We start from the raw sequence: 20,414 nt of genomic DNA, 5'->3' as shown, positions 1-20,414 counted from the left end.
TCCGGGAAGGGGCTACGCGGCCAGGTCCCGTTCCTCGTTGTGCTCGGCGCGCGCCCCCGGGATCAGGGTCTCCTGCCCGGCGGGTGCGGCGCCGCGCGCGCGGATCAGCCGGCCGGCCCGCGGAGCGCTCTCCACCGCCGTCATGACCGGGGTCAGCAGGGCCATGGCGAGCGGCGACAGCAGCAGGACGACGGCCGTGCCGAGCGCGAACCCGCCGATGACGTCCGTCGGGTAGTGCACGCCCAGGTAGACCCGGCAGAACCCTTCGAGCAGCGCGAGCCCTATCCCCACGAGCCCGAACTTCCGGTTGGCGACGAAGAGTCCGACACCCATCGCCATGGTGATCGTCGCGTGGTCGCTGACGAAGGAGAAGTCGGTCTTGCCGTTCACGAGGACGTCGAGGCCCGGGTGGTCGACGAAGGGGCGGGGGCGCTCCACGAAGCCCCTTATCGGGACGTTCACGAGGAGCGCGATGCCGGCCGCGAGCGGCGCCCAGACGAGTCCGGCCACGGACGAGGCCGCGTCGGCCCCGCCCCGGCGCCGCACGGTCGACCAGCACCACACGACCAGCAGGACCATCGCGAGCGGCAGACCCCACTCGCCGACGAACTCCACGACGCGGTCGAACCAGTGCGGCGCGTGCTTGGCCAGGCCATTGATGTCGTAGAGCAGTTCGACGTCGGGGTTCGAACCGGATTCGGCGAGTCCAGCCATGGCGCTGCGGCCCCTTCGTCGTCTTTCCCGCGGCCGCGCTCTTCCGCGCGCCGCTCGATCCACCCCCGTGGTTGTAGATCAGTTCAGTTCTCTACGTCAAAAGGAACGCACGGTCCCCTCCATTACGTTCCACACTCCACGGAATGATCACGCATACGTTATCGAAGAGAGATACATCGCCGCAGATCAGAGGGTGGTTTCATACCGAAGTGGGCAGTGCTTTCGCGCCATCCGCGGTCACCCGGGTGGCCCCGAAGTAGTCGGGCGTGTCGATGGGATCGAAACGGATGACGGCGCCCGACCGGGGGGCGTCGATCATGTATCCGCCGCCCACATAGATGCCCACGTGCCGGATGGCCCGGGAGTTGGTGAGGTCGTCCGAGAAGAACACCAGGTCCCCGGGCAGGAGTTCCTCCCGCTTGGGGTGCGGACCGGCGTTGTACTGGTCGTTGGCGACCCGCGGCAGGGTCACCCCGACGCTGTCGTAGGAGGCCTTGGTCAGACCCGAGCAGTCGAATCGTCCGCCCTGGTCAGCGGTGCCGTTGCCGCCCCACAGATAGGGCGTGCCGAGCTTCTTCTGCGCGTATGTGATGGCCGCCGCGGCCTGCTTCGAGGGGTCCACGCGGGTCACCGGCGCGGCGAAGCTCTTCGCGAGCGTGGTGATCGTCTTCACGTAGTTCCGGGTCTCGGCGTACGGCGGTACGCCCCCGTACTTGATGACCGCGTACGCGCCCGCGTTGTAGGCGGCGAGCATGTTCTCGGTGACGTTTCCCGGAGCGTTCTTCACATACGAGGCGAGCTCGCAGTCGTACGAGGCGGCCGACGGAATCGCGTCATTCGGGTTCCACACGTCACGGACGCCGTCCCCGTCCCCGTCGACTCCGTGCGTGGCCCAGGTCCCCGGAATGAATTGCGCTATCCCTTCCGCCTTCGCCGGACTCCTGGCGTTCGGATTGAATCCGCTCTCCTGATAGAGCTGGGCGGCGAGCAGCGCGGGATTGATCGCGCCGCAGAGATTGCCCCACTTCTGGACGAGGGACTGGTACGCGGCGGGTACGGCGCCCTTGGCGAGGCCCACGGAACCGCCGCCGATCCCGTTGGCGAGGTTCCCGGCGACCACGTAGACGCCGACGACGAGCAGCATCACGAAGGCGACCCCCGCGCCGACGGCGGCGGTCACCACGATCCACGTCTTACGCACCGTCAACCGCCCCTCGCCGCACAGGAGTCCGCCGACGTCAGTGTAGATGCGGGCTCCGTGCGAGAGGGCGGTCGCGCACAGGGACAGTGCGGCATGTTCCGCCGGGCCGGGTCCTAACCGGCGCGGCCGGCCTGCTGGTAGAGCTCCTCGGCCTCGGTCCCGAACGCCGCGCTGTACGAGATGTCGTCGGTGTCCCCGCCCTGCTGGTGACCGCCGATCACGCCGACGACCGCCCCGTCCCCGTTCACCCAGGGACTGCCGCTGGTCCCGCCGGCGAAGGCGGGACAGGCGACGCGCTGCTGCGTACGGCTGAGCGCGGTGGGCTTGTCGGTACAGGTGATGGGCGCGTCGACGCTGCCGGGGTACCCGGTGACGGTGACGGCGGTGGCCCCGGTGGCGCGGTGCGCGGCGAAGGCGTTCCCGCCCCCGACGGCGTCCTGGACCTCCTTGCCGTCGCGGGTGGCGAGAACGGCGAAGGCGACGTCGCTGTCCTCGTCCTGGTCGTTCAGCCACCCCTCGGGGAGGAAGACGCCCTGGACGTCCCAGAAGCCGTACGGGGCACTGCCGTCCCGGTAGCCGGGCGCGAAGGAGAGTTCCCCTTCCCCGTCCAGACAGTGGGCGGCGGTCAGGACGAGGTCCCGCCCCTCGCTGCGCACGACGGAGGCGGTGCAGAAGTGCCCGCCCTTGCCGCCGCTCGCGGCGCTCCCGTGGAACAGGGCGCCCACCCGGGCGCTCCGGCCGTTCGCGGCGGCCTGGACGGTCACACCGAACGGGCCGGGGCCGTCGTCGGCCGCCGCCACGGAAGAGGACGTCACCGCCAGCAGCACGAGCGCCGCACCGAGCAGTGCGGGCCGCCGGGTGTCTGGGAGACGGGTGATGCGGATGCTCTTCATCGCCCCTCACCTTGCCGCAAACGGGTGAGAAAAACCTCGGACCAGTCCGAGTATCACCTGTGAAGCCCCACCCCGCCCGGCCACCACTCCCGTCCGGGGGTGCCTCCACCGTTTCAGCCCCGCTCCCGCCCGGCGGTGCGGCATTCGGCCCACAGCAGCTTCCCGCCCCGCGACGCGCCGAGCTCACGCAGGACGGCGACCCCCCACGCGTCGGCGCAGGCCCGTACGAGGTGCAGCCCCCGGCCGTGCTCGGTGTCCACCGGGGGCAGGTCGGCGGGGACGCCCTCCCGGAATCCGGAGGGCACGGTCGGATCCGAGTCCCACACGGCGACCCGCAGCCGGCCCGGTTGGTCCGAGATGACGCGCAGGGCGCAGGGGCCTGGTGCGTGCAGATGGGCGTTGGTGAGCAGTTCGGAGGCCAACAGCTCGGCCGTGGGCGCGAGTTCGGAGAGCTGGTACGCGGCGAGGACGGCCCGGAGGGTGACGCGGGCGATACCCGGGGCGCGTGGATCGTGCGGGAGTTGGAGGGTGTACGACCAGGGCGGCGATACGGTGGCCATGGAAGTCTCCGATCACGGAGGGGAGTTGACTGGTGTCATGTCGCTACGGTGCCCAGTGACCGCGGCCGCTCCGTCGAGCGGGGTGCTTCTGGGCGGGGTCCCAGCAATAAGGTAGCCGCGCCCAGTGAATACATTCACCGGTTAGCGGGAATCGGCTTTACTGCCACCCGTGTGGGTGACGAGCACCAGCAAGGAGGCAGCGAGCCCGTGAGGACGAACCCGACGGGGCGCCAGCTCCGTCTCGGCACGGAGCTGCGCAAACTCCGCGAACGCGCGGGCCTGACGTCGACCGAGGCCGGTCAACTCATGGGCATCAAGCAGACTCAGGTCAGCAACATGGAAGCCGGGCGGGTCGGTGTGAGCGCCGAGCGCGTCCACACGCTCGCCTCCCACTACGACTGCTCGGACAAAGCACTGGTCCAGGCTCTCGGCGACATGACCGCCGTCCGCACACGCGGTTGGTGGGAGGAGTACCGCGAGATCCTGCCCGCCGGACTGCTGGACCTCGCCGAGCTGGAACACCACGCCCGACGGCTGCGCACCGCCGTGACGGTGCACATGCCCGGCCTGTTCCAGACCACGGACTACGCCCGCGAGATCTTCCGTCAGGCCGTACCCGAACTGCCGCCGCCGGACGTCGAGCACCGGGTGTCGTTCCGGGTGAAGCGGCAGGCCGTCCTCTTCCGCAGCCCTCCGACCCCGCATCAGGTGATCATTCACGAGGCCGCCCTGCGCATGACGTTCGCCGGCCCCCGGGTCACCCGGGACCAGCTCGGCTACCTGCTCGACCTGAACGAGCGGGAGCACATCGCGGTCCACGTCCTCCCGTTCAGCTCGGCCGTCTTCCCCGGCTCGGGGCAGTCGATCTACTACGCCGAGGGGCCCGTTCCGCAGCTCGACACCGTGAACCTCGACCAGTCGCACGGCCCCGTGTTCCTCGACGCCGAGGCCCAGTTGGACAAGTACCGCGTACTGCTCGACCGCATGGAGGCGGCCGCCCTCACCCCCGAGCGGTCGCAGACCTTCGTCCACAACATCCTCAAGGACCTGTGAAGGAGCCTGTGATGCCCATGCTCAGGTGGCAGAAGTCGTCGTACTGCCCCGAAGGCAACTCCTGCCTCCACGTGGCGGGAGAGCGCGCCTCCGGCGCGATCCACCTCACCGAGAGCGCCGACCCCCGCGGAGCGATACTCACCGCCGCGCCCGCGGCCTTCCGATCCCTCCTCGGCAGCCTCAAGAAGGAACAGGACCGTGACTGACATCCCCTCGGACCTCGACTGGGTGCGGGCCGCGCCGGACGACGCGACCGGACCCGGCCCCTGGATCGAACTCGCCTTCGGCGCGGACGACTTGGTCTACATCAGGGAGACGGGCGACCCGGAGAACGTCGTCACGACCACCCGCAGGAAGTGGGACGCGTTCGTCCTGGGCGTCCAGGCGGGCGAGTTCGACCACTTCGTCGAGGGGCTGGAGGACGAGCGGCCCCCGGCTCACGCCGAGAGCCCGTCATGAGGTGAGCGCGAGCGGCCTCACTCGGCCGGTTCGGCGCCCGTGTAGGCCGCCGTGGTCCGGGAGGCCGCGCCCCGGGCGCCGTCCTCGGGCTCGCCGGCGGCGACATTCGCCTCGTACCAGTGCTCGCTGCTCAGCGTGATGAAGCGGCGGCCCTCGTCGGAGGCCAGCCACTCCATGCTCTCCTTCGGGTCCACGGAGCCGCCCGGGGACCCTAGGTGGCCCGCCAGGCCCATCAGGCCGAGGTCCCAGCCGACGCCGACCGCGCCGGGTCCGAACTGCGCCCAGCGTTCGTCGTCGACGTGGGCGATGTGTTCGAGCTCGAACCGGGTGCGGTCCCCCTCCGGGGTCACCCGCACCTCGATCCAGCTGACGTCGCCGCCGTACTCCCAGGTCGCCGCGAAGCTCTCCGGCGGCTCGCACCGCTCGATCGTGCCGCCCGCGTTGCCCTCCAGTTGGTAGGTCCCGCCGAGGCGGAGGTCGCCGGAGACGGGCAGGAACCAGCGGGGGATGCGCTCGGCGCTGGTGCAGGCGTCCCAGACTTCCCCGACCGTCGCGTCGTAGGTCTGGCCCAGGGTCACCACGCGGGCCGCGGCCCCCTTGAACTCGCGCGTGGCGACGGTGCGGCGCACGGCGTCGATCTGATAGGTCACGTCGATCACGGTTGCTCCTCCGGAGGTCTTCCATCGGCGTCGCCGGACTCCCTCGGGCGAGATTCCCGCTTCCCCCGTACCGGCCCGGCCCCACGGCGTCCCTATCACGAAGGCGCGCCGCCGTCCGCGAAACGCCCCGCCACCACCAGTGCAATTCCCCTGAACGGGCTGTGAGTTGGGTCAAGCGGCCGTCAGCCTCCAGCCATCCGGGAGCCATGGGGAGGTCACGCGCCTGCCGCGTTCAGCAATGCGGAAGTAAGGCTTCCATAAGCCTCTTGTTGTCGCGTACTCAACAAGGGATGGTCGTCCGCGGGCCGCACGGCCCACCGCCGGGGACACCGCACCGGCGGCGCTCCCGCACTGCCCCTGACCAACCACTCCCAGGAGGCTGTACGTTGCGCACGACACTCCCCCAGAGACCTTCCGCCGGCCCGACGCGCGGCAGGTGGCACCGAACCGGCGCGACCGTCCTCGGCGTCGCCGCCCTCGTCCTCGCGGGCCTCGGCGCCGCCGGGACCGCGGACGCCCGTACCGGCGTCGCCAAGGTCACCCCCCACGTGAGCTGGACCAGGGCGTGCGCGACGCCCACCAAGGCCGATGTCGCCGCCTGCAACGCCAAGCGGGTCACCAGCGGCGTCACCGAGTACCTGGCGGAGAAGGCCTTCGCCAAGGGCGTCACCCCCAAGTCCGCCGACGCCTCCACGCCCTCCGGCTTCGGACCGACGGACCTCCAGGCCGCCTACGGCCTGACCTCCGCGGCCGCGTCCAACGGCTCCGGCGAGACCATCGCCATCGTCGACGCCTACAACGACCCCAACGCCGAGGCCGACCTCGCGACCTACCGTTCGTACTACGGGCTCTCGGCCTGCACCAAGGCCAGCGGCTGCTTCAAGCAGGTCAGCCAGACCGGCTCGACCACCTCACTGCCGACGAGCGACAGCGGCTGGGCCGAGGAGGAGTCCCTCGACCTCGACATGGCGAGCGCCATCTGCCCGAAGTGCAACATCCTCCTCGTCGAGGCCAAGTCCTCCTCGATGGCCAACCTCGGCATCTCCGTGAACGAGGCGGTCACCCTGGGCGCGAAGTACGTCTCGAACAGCTACGGCGGCTCCGAGTCGTCCTCCGACACCTCGTACGACACCTCGTACTTCAAGCACACCGGTGTCGCCATCACGGTCAGCGCGGGTGACTCCGCCTACGGCGCCGAGTACCCGGCCGCCTCCCAGTACGTCACCTCCGTCGGCGGCACCGCGCTGACCAAGGCGACCTCCACCACCCGCGGCTGGACCGAGTCGGTGTGGAAGACCAGCAGCACCGAGGGCACCGGCTCGGGCTGCTCCTCGTACGACACCAAGCCGACCTGGCAGACCGACACGGGCTGCTCCAAGCGCACCATCTCCGACGTCTCCGCGGTCGCCGACCCGGCGACCGGCGTCGCGGTGTACGACTCGTACGGCATCACCGCCGGCTGGTACACGTTCGGCGGCACCAGCGCCTCCTCGCCGATCATCGCGGGTGTCTACGCCCTCGGCGGCACCCCGTCCAGCGGCTCCTACCCGGCGAAGTTCCCGTACACGAAGGCCGGCACCTCGGCCCTCAACGACGTGACCTCGGGCAACAACGGCACCTGCAGCACCAGCTACCTCTGCACCGCCACCACGGGCTACGACGGCCCGACCGGCTGGGGCACCCCGGAGGGTGTCACCGCCTTCACCGGCTGACCTCCGGAGTGTGGCAGCCGTCGGGAGACGTGGGGTTCCCCGGCGGCACCCGCCGAACGGGCCGCGGCAACCAGCCGCGGCCCGTTCCTCGTGCCCGACAGCCCCGGACCGCCGGACCGCCGGGCCGCCGGGCCGCCGGGCCGCTCCCGCGTACGGCGTCCACCCCGCGCAGGAGCGGCCCCCCGGGGAACACCGGCGCGACGGACCGTCAGGAGCGGGCCCGCGGAGCGGCGTCCGTTCGAATTCACCCCGGCGCCCGAGTCGTAGAAGGGGACAACGACGGAACCACGCGCCAGGTTTCGCTCCCACTTCATTGCCCGGCGTGACCGGCCGTGATACACAGAGTGACGATACGACTCTTCGTATACCGCCGTACGCCTCCCACAGGGGTCCCGCGTACGCCGGTGACAAGGAATTCGTACGAATCCCGCCAACCAATGACGTCAAGTCGACATACGACGGCGTCATTGTCGGCGAGAATAGGCCCGACCTCTGCGCGCAGTGGCAGGGGGTGCAGAACTACCCACTAGGGGCGGTGACTTACATGCTTTTCGCAGCCGACAAGGGCGACATCAACACAATCATCGGTGGAATCGCCCCGGACTGGGGCCCCTTCGGCAGCCTGGGCAACGAAGCGAAGGTGATGGTCGAGGTGGTGATGGCGGTCGCCATTCTGCTCTGCCTCGGCATCGCGATCTGGGGCGCGGCCAAACAGCGCATCGGCGCGACCGCCCTCCGCGACACCTTCAGCGCCGAACAGGGCAAGGGCCTCATCATCGCCGGGCTCACAGGAGTCTTCATCATCGGTTCCCTCGGCACGCTCTTCACCATCGTGTACGGCATGGCCGTGTAGCCCGGCCGGGCCGCGCCGCACCCGGCGCACCGCCACTCCCCGGCCGGGCGCGCCCGGAATCTCCTCCATCGATCCACCCGTCCGTCGTGCCCACCGGCTGAGGTTGCGTTTCCCTGATGTCGAGTCACCACACCGCGCCCGCGCGGGAACCAGCACGGCTACCGTCGTACTACTTGGTTCAGCGAGAGGTTGAGGGGGCGTACGCGGCATGAGTCTCGGCGACGAACCCGGGTACGGTGACGGCCCGCGCGGCGAGGACGGGGGGTACGGGGGCTCCGGCCAGACCCGCACCCGTCTGCCCGACCGGGCGGGCGACGTCTACGGCGGCGCGCGGCGGCGCGGATCGTCCTCGCGGAGCCTGATCACGGTCGTCGGCGTGGTGGTCCTCCTCATCGCCGCGATCGCCTTCGCGAACCGCGGCGACAACTCGGCCTCGCCGGACGCCGGCAGCGGCGCCAAGGAGAAGGCGTCCCCCACGGCGGCCTCCGGCGACCACCCGGTCGACGCGAAGTCCGCGGGCATCCCGGCGGGCTTCCCCCACACGAGTGAGGGCGCCCAGAGCGCGGCGGCGAACTACGCGGTGGCGTTGGGTTCGACGGGCATGTTCAACACCGCCACGCGGCACGACATCGTCAGCACCATCTACACATCCGCCGCCGCCGGTCGGCTCCAGGGTCCGATGGACCAGGCGTACTCGGCGGACTTCCTCAGAAAACTGGGGCTCGACGCGGAGGGAAATCCGCCGGCGGGCAGCACGTTCGTCTCGCGGACGATTCCTATCGGCACCAAGGCCCAGCAGTACAGCGGCTCCGGCGCCAAGGTCTCGGTCTGGTACATGGGCCTCATCGGCATGTCCGGCCAGACGTCGACCGATCCCGTCAGTTCGACGTGGAAGACCTGGACCTTCGAGCTCCAGTGGGACAACGGCGACTGGAAGATCGTGACGGACTCCCAGAAGGACGGGCCCGCCCCGGTCCCCGGCGACGACAAAGCCGCCACCTCCGACGAGATCAGCAAGGCCATCGAGGAGTACGGAGGGTTCACGTATGCCCGGTAGCCGAAGCAGCGCCCTCAAACTCACGGCGGTCGTCACGGCCGTACAGAGCACGGCCGTTCTGCTCGCCACCCGTGCCGTCGCGGCACCGACGCCCTCGCCCTCCAAGGACCCGTGCAGCCTCCTGATCGGCCCGGCCAAGCAGTACTGCAAGACCGGGACCAAGGGATCCGGCAAGTCGGGACTCAGCACCGACCCCGGTGCGGGCTCCACCCTGGACCCGCTCTCCTCTCTGGCGAAGGGCTGCGCCGACGCCGCCTCCTGGACCGTCGACAAACTCTCCGCCGCCGTGAACGACACCGCCAACGTCGATTTCACGAACGCCAAGTTCCTCCAGCAGTACGCCGTCGTCTTCGCGGCGTCCACGATCCTGACCCTGCTGCTGTGGCTGCTGGCCGTGGCGAAGCGGGCCGTGCGAGGAGTCCCCCTCGGCACGGCCCTGTCCGAGGCGATCGGGTTCCTCTGGCTCACCGTGCTGGCCTCGGCGTTCACCCCGCTGATCCTCTACACGGTGGTGTCGGCGACGGACGGCGTGACGGAGGTGCTGGCCAAGACGACCGGCAACCAGACGGACGCGTTCTTCGGGACGTTCTCCGGCGCCCTGAACAAGGGCGGCAACATCGGCGGCGGTCCCATCATGCTGATCGTCGTCTCGATGGTCTCGATCCTCGCCGCCGGAATCCTCTGGCTGGAGCTGGTCATCCGGGCCGCCCTGCTGTACGTCGGCGCCCTGCTGGGCACCGTCGTCTACGCGGGCCTCGTCGACAAGAACCTGTGGGGCCACGTGCGCCGCTGGGCGGGCATCATGATCGCGGTGATCCTGGTGAAACCGGTCATCGTGATCGTGCTCGGCCTCGCCGGAGCCCTCAGTTCCGACAGCGGACCCGACGCGTTCTCCGCCGTCGTCTCCGGCCTCGCGATCATCCTGCTCGCCATCTTCGCCAGCGCGATGATCTACCGCTTCGTACCGGGCTTCGGCGACGAGATCGCCGGCTCCCGCAACAACCGCATCATGCAGGGCGCCGAAGGCAAGGCCGCCGCCGTGATCAGCTCGCCGGCCACCCTGGTCGCGCAGGGCATCAAGACCCACAGCACGCGCGCCGACAACAACGGTTCAGGCGGCGGAGGCGGCAACAGCCAGCCCCGCCCCGCCAACCCCGCGTCCGGCGGTGTGGCCGCGCACAGCACCCGTACACCGAACGGAGGCGGCGGATCCGTCCCCTCCGCCGCACCACCGCCGCGTACCAGCCCGGTCAACACCCCGCACGCGAGCAACACCCGCAACAGCAGTACCAACCGCACGGGAGGTGAAGGGCGTTGACGACCGAGTCCCATCTGGTCACGCCCCGCCGTACATATCTGATCGGCCGCGCCCGGCCGAACGCGATCGTCGGCCGGAACCGCGAGTCCGGCGAGATCGCGCTCATCATCGGGGGCGCGTTCCTGGGCATGATGTGCGGCCTGCTCGTCCCGGTGCTGTCCATGCGGATCGTGCTGCTGATGGGCTTCCCCCTGCTCGCGCTCGCCGCGGTGTACGTCCCGTACAAGCGGCGCACGTTCTACAAGTGGTTCGAGATCAACCGCAGTTACAAGCGGAGCCTGCGCCAGGGAACGGCGTACCGCAGCCCGGTGATGGAGGCGGGCATGCGCCTCGACGGCAAGGAGGTCGAGATCGGACCGCCGCCCGGCATCGGGCGGATCTCCTGGCTCGCCGCCCCGTTCGGGCCCGACGAGATCGCCGTGCTGCTGCACGCGGACCGGCGGACCGTGACGGCCGCGATCGAGATCGAGGGCCCGGGTGTCGGTCTGCGCGACAGCGAGGACCAGGAGGCCCTCGTCGACCGCTTCGGCACGCTGCTCAAGCACGTGGCGAACGGCGACGGCTTCGTCACCCGCCTCCAGATGCTCGCCCGCACCCTCCCCGCCGACCCGGACGCCCACGCCAAGGACGTGTCCGTACGCGGGGACGATCGGTCTCCCGGATGGCTCCAGCAGTCGTACGACCAGCTCCAGTCGATGGTGTCCACGAGCAGTGAGCAGCACCGGGCCTATCTGGTCGCCTGCATGCACTACTCACGTGAACTGGCCGCCGAGGCACAGGCGATGGCACGCGCGGCGCGCCCGCAGGGCGGCCGGAAGGTCGACCGGGACGCCGGACTCGCCGTCGTCATGGCACGCGAGCTGACCGACATCTGCTCCCGGCTCCAGGAAGCCGACATCCGCGTACGGCAGCCGCTCGGTCAGGGACGGCTCTCCTCCCTCGTGCACTCGATGTACGACCCCGACCACCCCATCGACCACATCCAGGCGATGACCAAGCGCAACGCCTGGCCGGCCGAGCTGGACGCCATGGAGCCCACGTACCTCCAGGCGAAGACCCGCGAGTCCTCCACCCGGGCGCCCTGGTGCCACGCCACGGCCTGGGTGAAGGAGTGGCCGATGACCCCGGTCGGCGTCAACTTCCTCGCCCCGCTGCTCGTCCACACCCCCGACGTCATCCGCACGGTCGCCGTGACCATGGACCTCGAACCCACCGAGGTCGCCATCGAGCGCATGCTGACCGAGAAGACCAACGACGAGGCCGAGGCCAGCCGCGCCGCCAAGATGAACCGGACCGTGGACCCCCGCGACATCGCCTCGCACAACCGCCTCGACCAGCGCGGCGAGGACCTCGCGAGCGGCGCCGCGGGCGTCAACCTCGTCGGCTACATCACCGTGTCCTCCCGCAACCCCGAGGCCCTCGCGCGCGACAAGCGCACCATCCGCGCCTCGGCCGGCAAGTCGTATCTGAAACTGGAGTGGTGCGACCGCGAGCACCACCGGGCCTTCGTCAACACACTGCCGTTCGCCACCGGAATCCGCAGGTAGGGGTTGATGCACTGATGCGGGATCCGCTGTCCGCCGCGACGGACGCCTTCACGTCCTTCCTCTTCGGCAAGGTCGAGACCACCCGCCTTCCCGTGCGTACGTCCACGGGCCAGGCACAGGCGGTCTACCTGCCCACCGCCGCACCGGGCCTCGGCGACTCGGGCGTCATCATCGGCCGCGAGGTGTACTCCGGCAAGGGGTACATCTACGACCCCTTCCAGTTGTACGGGCAGCAGCTCCCGGCCCCGCACTGGCTGGTCCTCGGAGAGTCCGGGAACGGCAAGTCGGCCCTGGAGAAGACGTACGTACTGCGGCAGTTGCGGTTCCGCGACCGCCAGGTCGTCGTCCTCGACGCCCAGGGCGAGGACGGTGCCGGTGAATGGAACCTCATCGCGCAGGAGCTGGGAATCACTCCCATCCGGCTCGACCCGACGGCCGCCCTGGACATGGGAATCCGGCTCAACCCCCTCGATCCCGCGATCACGACGACGGGCCAGCTCGCACTGCTGCGCACCATCATCGAGGTCGCGATGGGACACGGCCTCGACGAACGGTCCGGCTTCGCCCTGAAGGTCGCGCACGCCTACGTCAACGAGACGATCGTGGAGCGCCAGCCCGTGCTCACCGACATCGTGGAGCAACTGCGCCATCCCGAACCGGAGTCGGCCGAGGCGATGAACGTCGCCATAGACGACGTACGGGCCTGGGGCCTGGACGTGGCACTGGTCCTGGACCGGCTGGTCGACGGTGACCTGAGGGGCATGTTCGACGGTCCGACGACGGTCGGCATCGACCTGGACGCCCCCCTCACCGTCTTCGACCTTTCACACATCGACCGGAACTCCATCGCCATGCCGATCCTCATGGCGATCGTGGGTGTGTGGCTGGAGCACACCTGGATCCGGCCCGACCGCAAGAAGCGCATCTTCCTGGTGGAGGAGGCGTGGCACATCATCAACAGCCCCTTCGTGGCCCAGCTCTTCCAGCGGTTGCTGAAGTTCGGGCGGCGCCTCGGCCTGTCCTTCGTGGCCGTCGTCCACCACCTGTCGGACGTGGTCGACGGAGCGGCGGCCAAGGAGGCCGCCGCGATCCTGAAGATGGCGTCGACGAGGACCATCTACGCGCAGAAGGCGGACGAGGCCCGGTCGACGGGCCGGGTCCTCGGCCTCCCCCGCTGGGCGGTCGAGATCATCCCGACGCTGACCCCGGGCATCGCGGTCTGGGACGTCAACGGCAACGTCCAGGTGGTCAAGCACCTCATCACGGAGACCGAACGCCCGCTGGTCTTCACCGACCGGGCGATGACCGAGTCGTCCGCCGACCTCGCAGCCGACGACGCGATGCGCGCCGCCGAACTGGAGGCCGAGGAACGGGCGGCGGCCTTCATGGAACAGCATCTCAGCGACCTCGACGGCTCCACCGAGTCCACGGTGGCCTGAGATGAGACAGCACCCCGACCAGCACGACCCCCGGCACGAGGGGGCGGGCGGCATCCCCGACGGCCTGCTGGTCGGAGTGCTGGGCTTCCTCCTCGGCATGACCCTGATGGTGTGGACGGCGACAGGCCTCGCGGGCTGGTTCTCCCGCGGCGCCTGGCCGGACGCCATCACCTTCACCCGTACGCCCCTGGCCATGCGGCATCTCATCGGCGCCCCGCACGACATCCCCGGCGCCTGGCCCGACACCCCCGCCGCCCAACTGTCCGGCTACGGCCTCTTCTGGGGCCTGTTCATCGGCCAGTTGATGGTGCTGCTGGTCCTCGCGGTGTTCGTGATGGGCACGGTGGCACGGTGGCGTGCGGGACGGGCGCGACGACGCGCGGGGGCCGGGACCGCGGTGCCCCTGGACGCCTCCGACCCGTCGGTGCCGGCGGCCCGGACGGAGCAGCCGCCGCGTTCCCCGTACCCCCTGGAGACGGCGGACACGGCCCGCAGGACGGCCGGGAGCGAGCGGGCGGGCCTCCAGGCACACGAACACGTGGGCGACCCGGCACGCGAACACGTGCGGGAGCGGGAGCGCGAAGAGGCCCACGGATATCCGGGCGGCCATCCGGGCTCAGACTCCGGCGGACGTACGGGCGCCGGGGACGCCGTACCCTCCGAGGCGGTGATGCCCCAGACCGCCACGGCAGCCCGGCCGAAGCCCGCGTGGACGTCCACCCGCGCGGTCGTCCTCGCCCCCGCCGAGATCCGCCACCCCACCGCCGCCCAGGCCGTACGCGACGCCGAGGGCCCGGCTCTCGTCATCACCTCCGACCCCCGCACCTGGTCGGGGACCAAGGACGCCCGCGCCAAACTGGGCCCCGTCCTCCTCTACGACCCGGTCCACCTCTGCGACACCCCGGCCCGGCTCCACTGGTCCCCCGTCGCGGGCTGCGAGGACAGGGAGACGGCGGCGGCCAGGGCGGCCGCCCTGCTCGCCGCGGTGCGCCCCACCGCCAAGGCGGACCAGGCGATGGCCGATGTCGCGGAAACGCTCATGCGCAGCTATCTGCACGCCGCCGCGGTGGAGGGCAGAGCCTTCCGCCACGTCCACCGCTGGGCCCAGGGCGCCCAGGTGCAGGACGCCGTACGGGCCCTGCGGACGAATCCCAAGGCCGCGTCGGGCGCCGCGGGCGAGCTGGAGGCCGCGCTCGTCTCGCACCCCGAACGCCGGGACATCGCACAGGAGCTGACGGCACGTGCCCTCGCGGCGTTCGGCACGGTCAACATCCGCGAATCCTGCACTCCCAACCGAAATGACAGCCTCGCCTTGGATTCCTTCGTCAACGAAGGGGGCACGCTCTATCTGGTAGGTGAACCCATCGAGGACCCCAAGGCGAACCCCGGCGCCATGCCGCTCCTGACGGCCCTCGCCTCAAGCGTGGTCGAGCGTGGCCGGCGCATGGCCGAACGGTCATCCTCCGGTCGGCTCGACCCACCATTCACGCTCGTCCTCGACGACATCGCGGCCGTGGCCCCGCTCCCCCAGCTCCCGGAGCTCCTGAGCACGGGCCCGGCCCGCGGCCTGCCGACCCTGGCGCTCCTCCGCTCCCGCGAACAACTCCGGGCGCGCTGGCCGCAGTACGAGCTTCCGGTCTGACGCGACCGCCGGCCCGACACGGTGGCCGGGCTCCGGCAGGCCCTACCCCCGGGTGATCACGAACTCCAGCTCCAGTTCGCCCGTGCCCCCCGGCATCGGCGCCGTCTCGCCGGTGGGTACGAAACCCGCCTTCCGCTAGAACGCCTCGGCGCGGCCGTTCTTCTCGTGCACGAACAGCCGTACGCGATCGAGACCGATGCCCCACGACCACGCGAGAGCGGCCTCGAAGAGCGCCCGGGTCACCCCGGCCTCACTTCCCCGGTACTCGGGCCGCACGAAGACTGCCACCAGGTGCCCCTGGTTCCGCTCCACCACCTTCCCGAACGGATCCCGTGCCCCGGCCTCCTCGACCAGCACGGTCACGGAACCGGCCCACACCCCGTCCGGGCCCTCGGCCACGATCTGCTGCCGCTCGGTGACCCCGACGGCCGCCCCGGACGTCCGGTCCTGCCAGAAGGCGTCGGACTTGGCTGCCGCGTCGTCGTACGTCTCCAGGAACGCCAGGTGCGCGACGGAGTCCCGCAGGGCATCGAGTCTGAGCTGCTTCGCCTGACGCCACTCGTCGGGACGTATGGAGCGGAACACGTGGGTCGTGGAGGTCATGGCGGCCACCGTAGTACGCGCGTACGACAGCGATCACCTGATTTCCACCCTGCCGATCGCCTCCGCCCGCACCCCCGTCATGCTCTTCCCTGTACGACATTGCCAGCCGACCGATCCAGTGCCAGTTCGCCAGGGAGAAACGCCGCATGCCCAAAGTCCAACTAGAGGAACTCCGCAACGTCATTCACCCTGCGGGCAAACTCGACAGCAGGGCGGAGCACTGGGCCGGCCGCCTCTATATGAGGTCCCTCTCCCTGCGCGTGACCCGCCATCTCGTCGACGCCCGTATCTCGCCGAACCAGATCACCGTGATCATGGTCTTCGCGGGGATGCTCTCCGGCGTCGCCCTGGTCCTGCCGGGTCTCGGCGGGGCGGTGCTCTCGGTCCTCTTCATGCAGCTTTACCTGCTGCTCGACTGCGTCGACGGTGAAGTCGCCCGCTGGCGCCGCCAGTTCAGCCCTCTCGGCGTCTACCTGGACCGTCTCGGCGCCTACCTCGCCGACGCCGCCGTCATGGTCGGCATGGGCATCCGCGCCTCGGAACTCGGCCTCGACCCCTATCTGGTGGCCGGTCTGGTCGCGGCCATCGGCGTCCTGCTCCTGAAGTCGTCCTCCGACCTCGTCCACGTGGCCCGCTCCGACAGCGGCATGGAGAAGGCGAACGACCAGTCCGTCGTCCCGCGCTCCAGCGGTCTCGCGCAGGTCCGCCGGCTGGCCTCGGCCGTGGGCCTCCACCGCCTGGTCAACGGCATCGAGTGCACCATCCTGCTGCTCGTCACCGCGGTCATCGACCTGGCGCTCGGCGACCTGACGGCCACCCGGATCGCGACGATCGCCGTCACGGCGATCGTGTGGCTGCTCGTGCCCGCGCACATCGTCTCGATCGTCGCCTCGTCCCGCCTGAAGTAACCGCACCACGAGAAAGGGGGCGGTCTCCACGAGGAGACCGCCCCCTTTCTCATTCCCGGACCGGTCCGGGTGAGCGAGCTGTAGGACCGTCTGACGGTGCCTCCACGAAAGCGCCCCTCGTGAGTACCCCCGTGAATTGGCACTCTCGTGCATTGGCACCGGCGTGGAGCAAATACCCCTGAACGCAGAAAACCCCCGTGACCGGTTTCCCGGTACGGGGGTTTTCTTCAAAATTTGTTCGGCGGCGTCCTACTCTCCCACAGGGTCCCCCCTGCAGTACCATCGGCGCTGTGAGGCTTAGCTTCCGGGTTCGGAATGTAACCGGGCGTTTCCCTCACGCTATGACCACCGAAACACTATGAAACTGTCAACCGGAGCCGTGGCATAGCTACGACGGTTGTTCGTGGTTTCAGAACCAACACAGTGGACGCGAGCAACTGAGGACAAGCCCTCGGCCTATTAGTACCAGTCACCTCCAGCGGTTGCCCGCCTTCCAGATCTGGCCTATCAACCCAGTCGTCTACTGGGAGCCTTAACCCCTCAAAGGGGGTGGGAATACTCATCTCGAAGCAGGCTTCCCGCTTAGATGCTTTCAGCGGTTATCCCTCCCGAACGTAGCCAACCAGCCATGCCCTTGGCAGGACAACTGGCACACCAGAGGTTCGTCCGTCCCGGTCCTCTCGTACTAGGGACAGCCCTTCTCAATATTCCTACGCGCACAGCGGATAGGGACCGAACTGTCTCACGACGTTCTAAACCCAGCTCGCGTACCGCTTTAATGGGCGAACAGCCCAACCCTTGGGACCGACTCCAGCCCCAGGATGCGACGAGCCGACATCGAGGTGCCAAACCATCCCGTCGATATGGACTCTTGGGGAAGATCAGCCTGTTATCCCCGGGGTACCTTTTATCCGTTGAGCGACGGCGCTTCCACAAGCCACCGCCGGATCACTAGTCCCGACTTTCGTCCCTGCTCGACCCGTCGGTCTCACAGTCAAGCTCCCTTGTGCACTTACACTCAACACCTGATTGCCAACCAGGCTGAGGGAACCTTTGGGCGCCTCCGTTACTCTTTAGGAGGCAACCGCCCCAGTTAAACTACCCATCAGACACTGTCCCTGATCCGGATCACGGACCCAGGTTAGACATCCAGCACGACCAGAGTGGTATTTCAACGGCGACTCCACACGGGCTGGCGCCCGCACTTCACAGTCTCCCACCTATCCTACACAAGCCGAACCGAACACCAATATCAAACTGTAGTAAAGGTCCCGGGGTCTTTCCGTCCTGCTGCGCGAAACGAGCATCTTTACTCGTAGTGCAATTTCACCGGGCCTATGGTTGAGACAGTCGAGAAGTCGTTACGCCATTCGTGCAGGTCGGAACTTACCCGACAAGGAATTTCGCTACCTTAGGATGGTTATAGTTACCACCGCCGTTTACTGGCGCTTAAGTTCTCAGCTTCGCCACCCCGAAGAGTGACTAACCGGTCCCCTTAACGTTCCAGCACCGGGCAGGCGTCAGTCCGTATACATCGCCTTACGGCTTCGCACGGACCTGTGTTTTTAGTAAACAGTCGCTTCTCGCTGGTCTCTGCGGCCACCCCCAGCTCACCGAGTAAATCGGATCACCAGTGATGGCCCCCTTCTCCCGAAGTTACGGGGGCATTTTGCCGAGTTCCTTAACCATAGTTCACCCGAACGCCTCGGTATTCTCTACCTGACCACCTGAGTCGGTTTAGGGTACGGGCCGTCATGAAACTCGCTAGAGGCTTTTCTCGACAGCATAGGATCATCCACTTCACCACAATCGGCTCGGCATCAGGTCTCAGCCTTAATGTGTGACGGATTTGCCTATCACACGGCCTACACCCTTACCCCGGGACAACCACCGCCCGGGATGGACTACCTTCCTGCGTCACCCCATCACTCACCTACTACAGGTCTGGACCGTCGGCTCCACCACTCCCCCTTGCCCGAAGGCTCCGGGGCGGCTTCACGGACTTAGCATCGCCTGGTTCAATGTTTGACGCTTCACAGCGGGTACCGGAATATCAACCGGTTATCCATCGACTACGCCTGTCGGCCTCGCCTTAGGTCCCGACTTACCCTGGGCAGATCAGCTTGACCCAGGAACCCTTAGTCAATCGGCGCACACGTTTCTCACGTGTGTATCGCTACTCATGCCTGCATTCTCACTCGTGAACCGTCCACCACTGCCTTCCGGCGCGGCTTCACCCGGCACACGACGCTCCCCTACCCATCACAGCGGGCGTTGGCCCTATTGCTGCAATGACACGACTTCGGCGGTACGCTTGAGCCCCGCTACATTGTCGGCGCGGAATCACTAGACCAGTGAGCTATTACGCACTCTTTCAAGGGTGGCTGCTTCTAAGCCAACCTCCTGGTTGTCTGTGCGACTCCACATCCTTTCCCACTTAGCGTACGCTTAGGGGCCTTAGTCGATGCTCTGGGCTGTTTCCCTCTCGACCATGGAGCTTATCCCCCACAGTCTCACTGCCGCGCTCTCACTTACCGGCATTCGGAGTTTGGCTAAGGTCAGTAACCCGGTAGGGCCCATCGCCTATCCAGTGCTCTACCTCCGGCAAGAAACACACGACGCTGCACCTAAATGCATTTCGGGGAGAACCAGCTATCACGGAGTTTGATTGGCCTTTCACCCCTAACCACAGGTCATCCCCCAGGTTTTCAACCCTGGTGGGTTCGGTCCTCCACGACCTCTTACAGCCGCTTCAACCTGCCCATGGCTAGATCACTCCGCTTCGGGTCTTGAGCGCGCTACTGAATCGCCCTATTCGGACTCGCTTTCGCTACGGCTTCCCCACACGGGTTAACCTCGCAACGCACCGCAAACTCGCAGGCTCATTCTTCAAAAGGCACGCAGTCACGACGCACTGAGTAAACTCAATGCGCGACGCTCCCACGGCTTGTAGGCACACGGTTTCAGGTACTATTTCACTCCGCTCCCGCGGTACTTTTCACCATTCCCTCACGGTACTATCCGCTATCGGTCACCAGGGAATATTTAGGCTTAGCGGGTGGTCCCGCCAGATTCACACGGGATTTCTCGGGCCCCGTGCTACTTGGGTGTCTCTCAAACGAGCCGTTGATGTTTCGACTACGGGGGTCTTACCCTCTACGCCGGACCTTTCGCATGTCCTTCGCCTACATCAACGGTTTCTGACTCGTCTCACAGCCGGCAGACTGTGAAAGAGAGATCCCACAACCCCTTGCATGCAACCCCTGCCGGGTCTCACACATACAAGGTTTGGCCTCATCCGGTTTCGCTCGCCACTACTCCCGGAATCACGGTTGTTTTCTCTTCCTGCGGGTACTGAGATGTTTCACTTCCCCGCGTTCCCTCCACATACCCTATGTGTTCAGGTATGGGTGACAGCCCATGACGACTGCCGGGTTTCCCCATTCGGAAACCCCCGGATCAAAGCCTGGTTGACGGCTCCCCGGGGACTATCGTGGCCTCCCACGTCCTTCATCGGTTCCTGGTGCCAAGGCATCCACCGTGCGCCCTTAAAAACTTGGCCACAGATGCTCGCGTCCACTGTGCAGTTCTCAAACAACGACCAACCACCCATCACCCCGAACCAGTAGTTCGAGTGCACTGGGGCCGGCACTGAAGGCAGCCTTCCGGCCGTACCTTCAGACACCCAACAGCGTGCCCGACCCTCTTCCCGCTTCCCTCATTCTTTCCACGCCCCGAAGGACAGTACTGGAAGGAGAAGACAGTCAAGAGTGCCGAATAATCAACGTTCCACCCA

General features: G+C 67.9%; 16 protein-coding genes, 2 rRNA genes and 1 pseudogene. 11 read left to right on the top strand and 8 right to left on the bottom strand.

Translation table 11 applies throughout. From position 1 onward, the window contains the following. Nucleotides 1-12: 12 nt before the first annotated feature. From OHT01_RS21315 to OHT01_RS21300, 4 genes are all read right to left on the bottom strand, one after another. A complete protein-coding gene (locus OHT01_RS21315; protein ID WP_328554711.1) occupies nt 13-714 on the bottom strand; it encodes a phosphatase PAP2 family protein in 702 nt (233 codons plus the stop codon). Nucleotides 715-913: 199 nt separating this feature from the next. Further along, nucleotides 914-1,921 (bottom strand): C40 family peptidase, encoded by a 1,008-nt coding sequence (locus tag OHT01_RS21310; protein WP_328554710.1) that lies wholly within the window; start codon nt 1,919-1,921, stop codon nt 914-916. Nucleotides 1,922-2,028: 107 nt separating this feature from the next. Further along, nucleotides 2,029-2,808 carry a trypsin-like serine peptidase gene (locus OHT01_RS21305; RefSeq protein ID WP_328554709.1) on the bottom strand — a complete coding sequence of 260 codons (780 nt, stop codon included), beginning with the start codon at nt 2,806-2,808 and terminating at the stop codon, nt 2,029-2,031. A 113-nt stretch (nt 2,809-2,921) separates the two neighbouring features. Beyond that, on the bottom strand, nt 2,922-3,368 hold the full coding sequence (locus tag OHT01_RS21300) for an ATP-binding protein (protein WP_328554708.1): 447 nt from the start codon (nt 3,366-3,368) through the stop codon (nt 2,922-2,924). 207 nt (nt 3,369-3,575) lie between these two features. On the opposite strand from OHT01_RS21300, the gene OHT01_RS21295 reads away from it, so the two are divergent. The 3 genes from OHT01_RS21295 to OHT01_RS21285 are packed head-to-tail and all read left to right on the top strand — an operon-like array spanning nt 3,576 to nt 4,880. Further along, on the top strand, nt 3,576-4,421 hold the full coding sequence (locus tag OHT01_RS21295) for a helix-turn-helix domain-containing protein (protein WP_328554707.1): 846 nt from the start codon (nt 3,576-3,578) through the stop codon (nt 4,419-4,421). A gap of 11 nt (nt 4,422-4,432) precedes the next feature. Continuing rightward, the gene (locus OHT01_RS21290; protein WP_328554706.1) at nt 4,433-4,627 is read left to right on the top strand and encodes a DUF397 domain-containing protein; all 195 of its coding nucleotides are present in this window, start codon (nt 4,433-4,435) and stop codon (nt 4,625-4,627) included. Next, complete coding sequence (locus tag OHT01_RS21285; protein WP_328554705.1) at nt 4,620-4,880, top strand: DUF397 domain-containing protein; 261 nt, start codon at nt 4,620-4,622, stop codon at nt 4,878-4,880. The genes OHT01_RS21290 and OHT01_RS21285 overlap by 8 nt, the downstream gene beginning before the upstream one ends. Nucleotides 4,881-4,897: 17 nt before the next feature. Here OHT01_RS21285 and OHT01_RS21280 read toward each other — a convergent pair whose 3' ends face one another. Next, nucleotides 4,898-5,539, bottom strand: a complete 642-nt coding sequence (locus OHT01_RS21280) for an SRPBCC family protein (protein ID WP_328554704.1) — start codon at nt 5,537-5,539, stop codon at nt 4,898-4,900. A 386-nt stretch (nt 5,540-5,925) separates the two neighbouring features. On the opposite strand from OHT01_RS21280, the gene OHT01_RS21275 reads away from it, so the two are divergent. The 7 genes from OHT01_RS21275 to OHT01_RS21245 all read left to right on the top strand — a co-directional run bounded on the left by OHT01_RS21275 (nt 5,926) and on the right by OHT01_RS21245 (nt 15,107). Continuing rightward, complete coding sequence (locus OHT01_RS21275) at nt 5,926-7,251, top strand: S53 family peptidase (protein ID WP_328554703.1); 1,326 nt, start codon at nt 5,926-5,928, stop codon at nt 7,249-7,251. A 544-nt stretch (nt 7,252-7,795) separates the two neighbouring features. Then, nucleotides 7,796-8,104, top strand: coding sequence for a hypothetical protein (locus OHT01_RS21270; protein WP_037622434.1), 309 nt, complete (start codon nt 7,796-7,798; stop codon nt 8,102-8,104). 208 nt (nt 8,105-8,312) lie between these two features. Next, on the top strand, nt 8,313-9,161 hold the full coding sequence (locus OHT01_RS21265; RefSeq protein ID WP_328554702.1) for a hypothetical protein: 849 nt from the start codon (nt 8,313-8,315) through the stop codon (nt 9,159-9,161). After that, nucleotides 9,151-10,479 carry a hypothetical protein gene (locus OHT01_RS21260; RefSeq protein ID WP_328554701.1) on the top strand — a complete coding sequence of 443 codons (1,329 nt, stop codon included), beginning with the start codon at nt 9,151-9,153 and terminating at the stop codon, nt 10,477-10,479. The genes OHT01_RS21265 and OHT01_RS21260 overlap by 11 nt, the downstream gene beginning before the upstream one ends. Then, nucleotides 10,476-12,026, top strand: a complete 1,551-nt coding sequence (locus OHT01_RS21255) for an SCO6880 family protein (protein WP_328554700.1) — start codon at nt 10,476-10,478, stop codon at nt 12,024-12,026. Before OHT01_RS21260 ends, OHT01_RS21255 begins: the two co-directional genes overlap by 4 nt. A 14-nt stretch (nt 12,027-12,040) precedes the next feature. Next, a complete protein-coding gene (locus OHT01_RS21250; RefSeq protein WP_328554699.1) occupies nt 12,041-13,465 on the top strand; it encodes an ATP-binding protein in 1,425 nt (474 codons plus the stop codon). 1 nt (nt 13,466) lies between these two features. Then, a complete protein-coding gene (locus OHT01_RS21245) occupies nt 13,467-15,107 on the top strand; it encodes a type IV secretory system conjugative DNA transfer family protein (RefSeq protein WP_328554698.1) in 1,641 nt (546 codons plus the stop codon). Between the two features lie 42 nt (nt 15,108-15,149). On the opposite strand, the pseudogene OHT01_RS21240 reads toward OHT01_RS21245, so the two are convergent. Next, a pseudogene (locus tag OHT01_RS21240) lies at nt 15,150-15,710 on the bottom strand (GNAT family N-acetyltransferase). A 146-nt stretch (nt 15,711-15,856) separates the two neighbouring features. Here OHT01_RS21240 and OHT01_RS21235 point away from each other — a divergent pair. Then, nucleotides 15,857-16,618 carry a CDP-alcohol phosphatidyltransferase family protein gene (locus tag OHT01_RS21235; protein ID WP_328554697.1) on the top strand — a complete coding sequence of 254 codons (762 nt, stop codon included), beginning with the start codon at nt 15,857-15,859 and terminating at the stop codon, nt 16,616-16,618. Between the two features lie 236 nt (nt 16,619-16,854). On the opposite strand, the gene rrf is transcribed toward OHT01_RS21235, so the two are convergent. Beyond that, nucleotides 16,855-16,971, bottom strand: a 5S ribosomal RNA gene (gene rrf / locus OHT01_RS21230). A gap of 86 nt (nt 16,972-17,057) precedes the next feature. Beyond that, nucleotides 17,058-20,180: ribosomal RNA gene (locus tag OHT01_RS21225) — 23S ribosomal RNA — on the bottom strand. Nucleotides 20,181-20,414 lie beyond the last annotated feature (234 nt).

It is taken from the genome of Streptomyces sp. NBC_00358 (genome assembly GCF_036099295.1).
In the GTDB taxonomy this organism is placed as follows: Bacteria; Actinomycetota; Actinomycetes; order Streptomycetales; family Streptomycetaceae; genus Streptomyces.
Note: the sequence above shows the minus strand (reverse complement) of the source record. Positions and strands in the feature narration are given on the sequence as shown.

Coding starts and splice junctions, on each gene's coding strand:
- OHT01_RS21315 (WP_328554711.1), bottom strand. CDS start 714: ATGGCTGGACTCGCCGAATCCGGTTCGAACCCCGACGTCGAACTGCTC.
- OHT01_RS21305 (WP_328554709.1), bottom strand. CDS start 2,808: ATGAAGAGCATCCGCATCACCCGTCTCCCAGACACCCGGCGGCCCGCA.
- OHT01_RS21300 (WP_328554708.1), bottom strand. CDS start 3,368: ATGGCCACCGTATCGCCGCCCTGGTCGTACACCCTCCAACTCCCGCAC.
- OHT01_RS21290 (WP_328554706.1), top strand. CDS start 4,433: ATGCCCATGCTCAGGTGGCAGAAGTCGTCGTACTGCCCCGAAGGCAAC.
- OHT01_RS21270 (WP_037622434.1), top strand. CDS start 7,796: ATGCTTTTCGCAGCCGACAAGGGCGACATCAACACAATCATCGGTGGA.
- OHT01_RS21265 (WP_328554702.1), top strand. CDS start 8,313: ATGAGTCTCGGCGACGAACCCGGGTACGGTGACGGCCCGCGCGGCGAG.
- OHT01_RS21260 (WP_328554701.1), top strand. CDS start 9,151: ATGCCCGGTAGCCGAAGCAGCGCCCTCAAACTCACGGCGGTCGTCACG.
- OHT01_RS21250 (WP_328554699.1), top strand. CDS start 12,041: ATGCGGGATCCGCTGTCCGCCGCGACGGACGCCTTCACGTCCTTCCTC.
- OHT01_RS21245 (WP_328554698.1), top strand. CDS start 13,467: ATGAGACAGCACCCCGACCAGCACGACCCCCGGCACGAGGGGGCGGGC.
- OHT01_RS21235 (WP_328554697.1), top strand. CDS start 15,857: ATGCCCAAAGTCCAACTAGAGGAACTCCGCAACGTCATTCACCCTGCG.